Origin of the sequence: Citrobacter sp. wls718, assembly GCF_005280945.1 — a bacterium.
GTDB lineage: Bacteria > Pseudomonadota > Gammaproteobacteria > Enterobacterales > Enterobacteriaceae > Citrobacter > Citrobacter gillenii.
The window spans coordinates 1-5,738 of record NZ_SZWV01000057.1; the positions used below are offsets into that span (position 1 = coordinate 1).

The 5,738-nt window shown below is 40.4% G+C and carries 5 protein-coding genes; 1 reads left to right on the top strand and 4 read right to left on the bottom strand.

The features are described from left to right. Positions 1-217 precede the first annotated feature (217 nt). Positions 218-1,411 (top strand): integrase domain-containing protein, encoded by a 1,194-nt coding sequence (locus FDW95_RS11380; protein ID WP_115257701.1) that lies wholly within the window; start codon positions 218-220, stop codon positions 1,409-1,411. A 12-nt stretch (positions 1,412-1,423) separates the two neighbouring features. On the opposite strand, the gene FDW95_RS11385 is transcribed toward FDW95_RS11380, so the two are convergent. From FDW95_RS11385 to FDW95_RS11400, 4 genes are all read right to left on the bottom strand, one after another. Beyond that, entirely contained in the window at positions 1,424-3,013 is a 1,590-nt protein-coding gene (locus tag FDW95_RS11385; RefSeq protein ID WP_170972990.1) for a helicase-related protein, read from the bottom strand. Positions 3,014-3,074: 61 nt separating this feature from the next. Next, positions 3,075-4,082: a DEAD/DEAH box helicase gene (locus tag FDW95_RS11390; RefSeq protein WP_170972991.1), complete on the bottom strand. Its 1,008-nt coding sequence runs from the start codon at positions 4,080-4,082 to the stop codon at positions 3,075-3,077. A 22-nt stretch (positions 4,083-4,104) separates the two neighbouring features. After that, the gene (locus FDW95_RS11395; RefSeq protein WP_115257698.1) at positions 4,105-5,052 is read right to left on the bottom strand and encodes a DUF1837 domain-containing protein; all 948 of its coding nucleotides are present in this window, start codon (positions 5,050-5,052) and stop codon (positions 4,105-4,107) included. Positions 5,053-5,356: 304 nt separating this feature from the next. Continuing rightward, positions 5,357-5,738, bottom strand: a 382-nt coding sequence (locus FDW95_RS11400) for a phage polarity suppression protein (RefSeq protein ID WP_137363508.1), incomplete at its 5' end; no start/stop codon positions are given.

Genomic DNA, 5,738 nt, shown 5'->3' on the forward strand with positions numbered 1-5,738 from the left:
GTTCAACTCCCGCCAGCCCACCAAAATTCTCCATCGGTGATTACCAGAGTCATCCGATGAAGTCCTAAGAGCCCGCACGGCGCAAGCCCTGCGGGCTTTTTTGTGTCTGCAATAGACTGAGAACATCCGGCTAAATCTAGACAAAATTGGTACACGTTTAGGTACACGCTATACTGTGGTCCATTAAACGTGTACCAATTATGGACGAAATCCAGGCATGGAGCGCATCACACGCCCCCTCACTAACAATGAAATCCTCAAAGCGAAACCCCGCGAAAAAGACTTCCCCCTGCATGATGGTGATGGCCTGTTCTTACTCGTCAAAACCTCCGGTAAAAAACTCTGGCGTTTCCGTTATCAACGACCGGGAAGCAGCAGCCGCACAAATTTGAGTCTCGGCTCATACCCTGCCCTTACACTCGCAGCAGCTCGTCAGATACGCGACCAAAATTTGGCTACGCTCGCGCAGGGGATGGATCCACAACAGCAGCAAGAGCAAGCATCAGAACAACGTCAGATGGAGCTGAATAGTATTTTCTCAACAGTGGCCGCCAACTGGTTCAAAATGAAAAGCAAAAGCGTCACTGAGGACTACGCGAAGGATATTTGGCGCTCTCTAGATAAAGACGTATTCCCAGCAATAGGCGCGATACCTGTTCAGGAGATTAAGGCCAGAACGATTGTTGAAGCTCTTGAGCCAATCAAAGCACGAGGAGCACTGGAGACAGTTCGCCGCTTGGTACAGCGTATTAACGAAATCATGATTTACGCAGTCAACACCGGCCTGATTGATGCCAATCCAGCATCAGGTGTTGGAATGGCCTTTGAGAAGCCCAAAAAACAAAATATGCCGACACTGCGGCCTGAAGAATTACCAAAGTTGATGCGTTCTTTGGTCATGTCTAATCTGTCTGTTCCTACTCGCTGTCTCATTGAATGGCAGCTCCTTACGCTCGTTCGCCCCTCAGAGGCTTCCGGCGCTCGATGGGCAGAGATCGACCTTGAGACCAAACTGTGGACGATTCCCGCCGAACGAATGAAGGCTAAGCGTGAACACATTGTCCCTTTGTCACCTCAGGCTTTAGATATTTTGGAAGTAATGAAGCCTATTAGTGCTCATCGTGAATATGTATTCCCGAGTAGAAATGATCCCAAAATGCCAATGAACAGCCAGACTGCTAATGCTGCTCTAAAACGGATTGGGTATGGTGGAAAGTTAGTAGCTCATGGATTAAGAGCTATTGCGAGTACTACTATGAATGAGGCAAACTTTAATCCTGACGTGATTGAAGCTGCTTTGGCGCACATAGATAAAAATGAAATCCGAAGAGCTTACAATCGCTCCACCTATCTCCCACAAAGGCAAGATTTACTTGCCTGGTGGGGAGATTTCATCGAAAAAGCAAAGTAAATTACAATAATATTACGCAGGCTTTGAAGACCCAAAGCCTGCTCTTTGTAAATATTTTCTGTGCAATGGTGAAAGCCTATCCAAATTATATTGCATCAAATATTGCCAAGTAGTTTGTTCACTTTTCATTTTTTGTTTTTTTAGCAATTCTATTGCGGTGCTTCTATTTATCCCATAAGCCATCACCTCTAATACCTGAGGATCATAACTACCCATTTCCAACATAGATGAAAGATTGAGGAAAAATGCATTCAGCGTACGCTCTTCCTCCGTCATAAATGAGCTAACCACGTCAGCCCAAAGAGAAAGATATTTAACCAAAATAAAAGTTAAATTAGTATTAATGTGCGTAGTTACAAAGTTGGTAATTCCGTCAATTTTCTTATAATCAACCGAGATACCTTTACTTGTTAATTTTTTAGTTACCATGTCATCGATAAAAAATCTATAATTTCTACCTTGCATCCACTTGTGTGAGTCGTTTACTAATTTAAAGATGGAAACATAATAACTTGATTTCCTTGACACACCATCTTCTTTATAATTAATCTCTTTCTCTATCCCAAAAATATCATCCAAACGTGTAACTATACTTTTATATTGATTGTAATAATTCATAAACTGGAATTCGACATTAGGATCTGCCACTCCAGACCTCACCCTAGGGTATTTATCAATCATCCATTTATTGACACCTTCGCTTTCAACCAAAAAATAAAGTTGATCAATCAAAAGAGGATCTATGAATGGATTTTTATATACAATATCCTTCGGAACTTTTAAAACATCTTCTAAAGCCTCCAGTCTATTCGTCATCACTCTAATTTGGTTAGAAGTAAGATTGGAGTTACTTATTATTTTATCATAATGTTCTCTATCTACTAAGAATTGGCTTCGTAGATATGATGCTAAAGTTACAGCCTTAAGATCTCCTTGTGCATCAATAATATCTTCAGTGTAGACATCAATGTAACTTACAACTGACTCACTATATTCATTAAGCTTTCTTAAAACCGAAGACTGTATCTCCTTGGTTTCATTAGACTCTATCTTATCTTCAGCCCACTCTTCATCAACAAGCTGAATGCAAAAAATTTCACCATATAAAGATGTATTAATCCTACCTGCTCGACCAATAAGGTTTAAAAAATCAAAATGGGATAACTCATAGTCACCAATTTTTGGGGATATTACAATCATTCTATCAGCAGGAAGATTCACCCCCTGTAGTAAGGTTGAGGTACACACTAAATTTCTTATTGCTCCATCAACGAATAGGTCCTCTACCTCAAGCCTTGCCACATCCAACAACCCCCCATGATGGAATGCGACCCCCTTTTTAAGACTTCTAACGAGGGAATAAAGGGGATGTATTTCACTTTCCAAGAATGAACACAAATTATCAATTCTAGCATCATAGATTAAATCAGTTTCACCTTCCTCTAACTCCGAGTCTTCACTATCACTTTGAGCAATGGCCAAGGCCCATCCCTCAGCCAAATTTTTCTTTGGTGCGTATATTATATTTTGCTCATCTGCATCCAAAATAGAAGTTATATGCTTTAATGCTGCTCCCTTTGATGCAGATAACTTACTATACAATGCCTTGCCTATATTATACTCACCTAAAACAGCATCCCCGACGGGACTTATTAATTTGTATTCAACAGTTTTTTTTATTTTTATGTACTGTAAGTACGACCTTTAGTTGTAAAACTGGGGTTGTAGAAGTTGTCTGCTCAACCAGATTAATATCAATGATTTTACTGAGGGAATGATGTAAGTTTATGATATATGGGCCAGCCATAATAAATTGAGTTGACTGCCATAAACTTGTCATCCTATAGATAATATTTTCGAAAACATTTCCTCTACTATTATCTTCTAAATTTTGTATTTCATCGAAAAAAACTATTTTAGGGGCTTTATTGTCATTCTCATTCAACAACCGCATACATCTTTCAGGTGTAAGGACATATACTATTTTCAACGCATCATCGTCTAAGGCCTTATAGGTTGTCATTACTGTAGCTATGCCTTTTAATTCCCTAGACATTTCATTGCCAACCTGGTTTATCAGAGCTTTTGAAGGTACAACGTAAACAAAATAACCTTCATTGGCCGATATAACACTATCGTATATATACCTTTTTATTACAAATGATTTTCCGGCAGATGTTGGTGCAGATACTGCAACGTTCTCGCCACTTTCCAGTTTATCCCACAGACCTCTTTGAAAATGAGTGAAATAAATATAATTGTTATCAGACAATCTTTTTTCAAGAAGAAATTTTTGACTTGTGAGTTCAAAATCTAATGACGAGCTAAAATGTTTAATAATATTCCCATGCCCAAAAAGGCCTTCTAAATGTTTAGTGGAAACAATATTACCAGCCCTTGATTGCAGGATATAGCACGCCTTGAGGTACAGGTCATTACTTGTGTCATACAGATAAAGCAAGGTACCGAAAGCACTGGCTATATTTTTATCATTTTCGTCACCAGATGATCCAAGTGATGCAAGCCAAGTTGCTCTTCTAATCATTTCATCAGATATTTTATATTTTTCTTCCTCACCTCTGTTTTTCAAAAACAAGTGCTCAACCAACAAATTAAATACGCTTGTAAAATCTTGATGATTGATTGCTGTAGTAGCAGTACTTTTACTCATAGCAACTCCAAAAGACATTTTATTAATTTTCTTTGTAATCTATTCCATGGATAGCTCTATATAACGATTTTTTAAACTCACCAACATCCGTCATGGGTATTAGGAAAAAGTCTAAGAAACAAGGTTTCACATGAGGGTATTTGATTAGCTTTGCATCAATGTCGGATTTTATCGCTTCCTTTTTTTTAGTCAGCCATGCATCGAAAAGTCTTTCGGCCTCTGCCTTGTTGACTGCTTTTTCCTCTATAGCCTTAATTTCTGCATCTTCAAAAATCAGCAGGACCGGGTGTGTTTTAACACACTCAGAATAAATATCATCACCAGGAGTAAATGCTTTATAGATCAACTCCATAGTTTCGAAATCAAAATTACTAGATATATTAGTCCTAGCCATGAAAAGTTCATGACCAAGTGCACCACTTGTATAAGTTTTAGTAAACCGATCAAGAGAGTCAAATGCGCTCTCTAGAGCCCCGCTGAAGCTTTTATAAATCTTTGACTCACCAATCAATATTGAAAGATTATCTCTATAAACACCAAAGAAAACACCGTCACCACCTTTAACCTGATCGTTTAAATTTGTTAAATTGGTGATTTTATGCGAGACCATCGGTGTATTAAGTATAGCCTCTGATAGGATATAAAGGAGCAACTCGCCGTACTTACCATCCTTGACTGGATTTGTATCCCCAAAAAACTGTGCAGCTTTTCTGAAGGGAGTGACGCCCTCCGCTTTCATTTTAACAAGAGCTTCTTTATCAAAGACGTAGTGTTCAATGGCATCAGCCATAGATTCCACTAAGTGATGATGCTCTTGTATAACTCCGCTGAATGGAATGGTAAAAATCCTAGAAACTATCTTAGCTTGACTATCACAAGGGTGATTAACCAATCTTGATTCAATCCAACTGTGACTGTTCGTTATTAACTCTTTCCAGTTGATCGATTTGAGCTTTTTTACACTGTCCATGATAAGTCAGTCAATTTCAATTCAGAGAACTCTCATTCTGTATCAAAACACTCTAAGGCCATAGCTGATCATTTAACCAGCCTTAATTAATATTTAATTTATTACCATTACCCAGCGCGCAATGCTCTCCCCGCCACGCCTGCCCGCTTCGTGGGGCGCTTTTAATGCAGGTGCATGAAGGGATTCAGGCCGCGCCAGTGCTGGTGCGACAGGGTGTGGGAAATTCAGGGTTTTGCATGCAAAGCCATGCAGCGTAGGCATGCATGGCTATTTTTATTAAAAAGACGGGTATTTTCGGGGCGTTTTATGCGGATTTTTTGCGGGTCTGCGCGGCCTGTCGACGCATGAAAATCTGACTCTGTTCAGGCGTATATTTTGCCCGGTTGTCGTCTCTCGATGCTCTGTCAGGCCGGAAACCGATGGTTGTCAGAATGTCGCGATCTTCCTCTGCGTAATCAATATTTCCTCCGCGGGTTACATGAACAGACAGCGCTTCGCGAACACTGGCGGCCGCCCGGTCGAGAGCCCTTTCTCTGACGATGTCAGGTTGTTCTCTGAGATGCAATAATTCCGGTGCCAGTGCGGCGGCCAGTGCGTCGCCGCTTACCTGCATAAAGACGTGGAGCTGACGACGGATACTGATACGCTGCACGGCTTCATGCGACCGGATGTACTGCCCGGCCGAC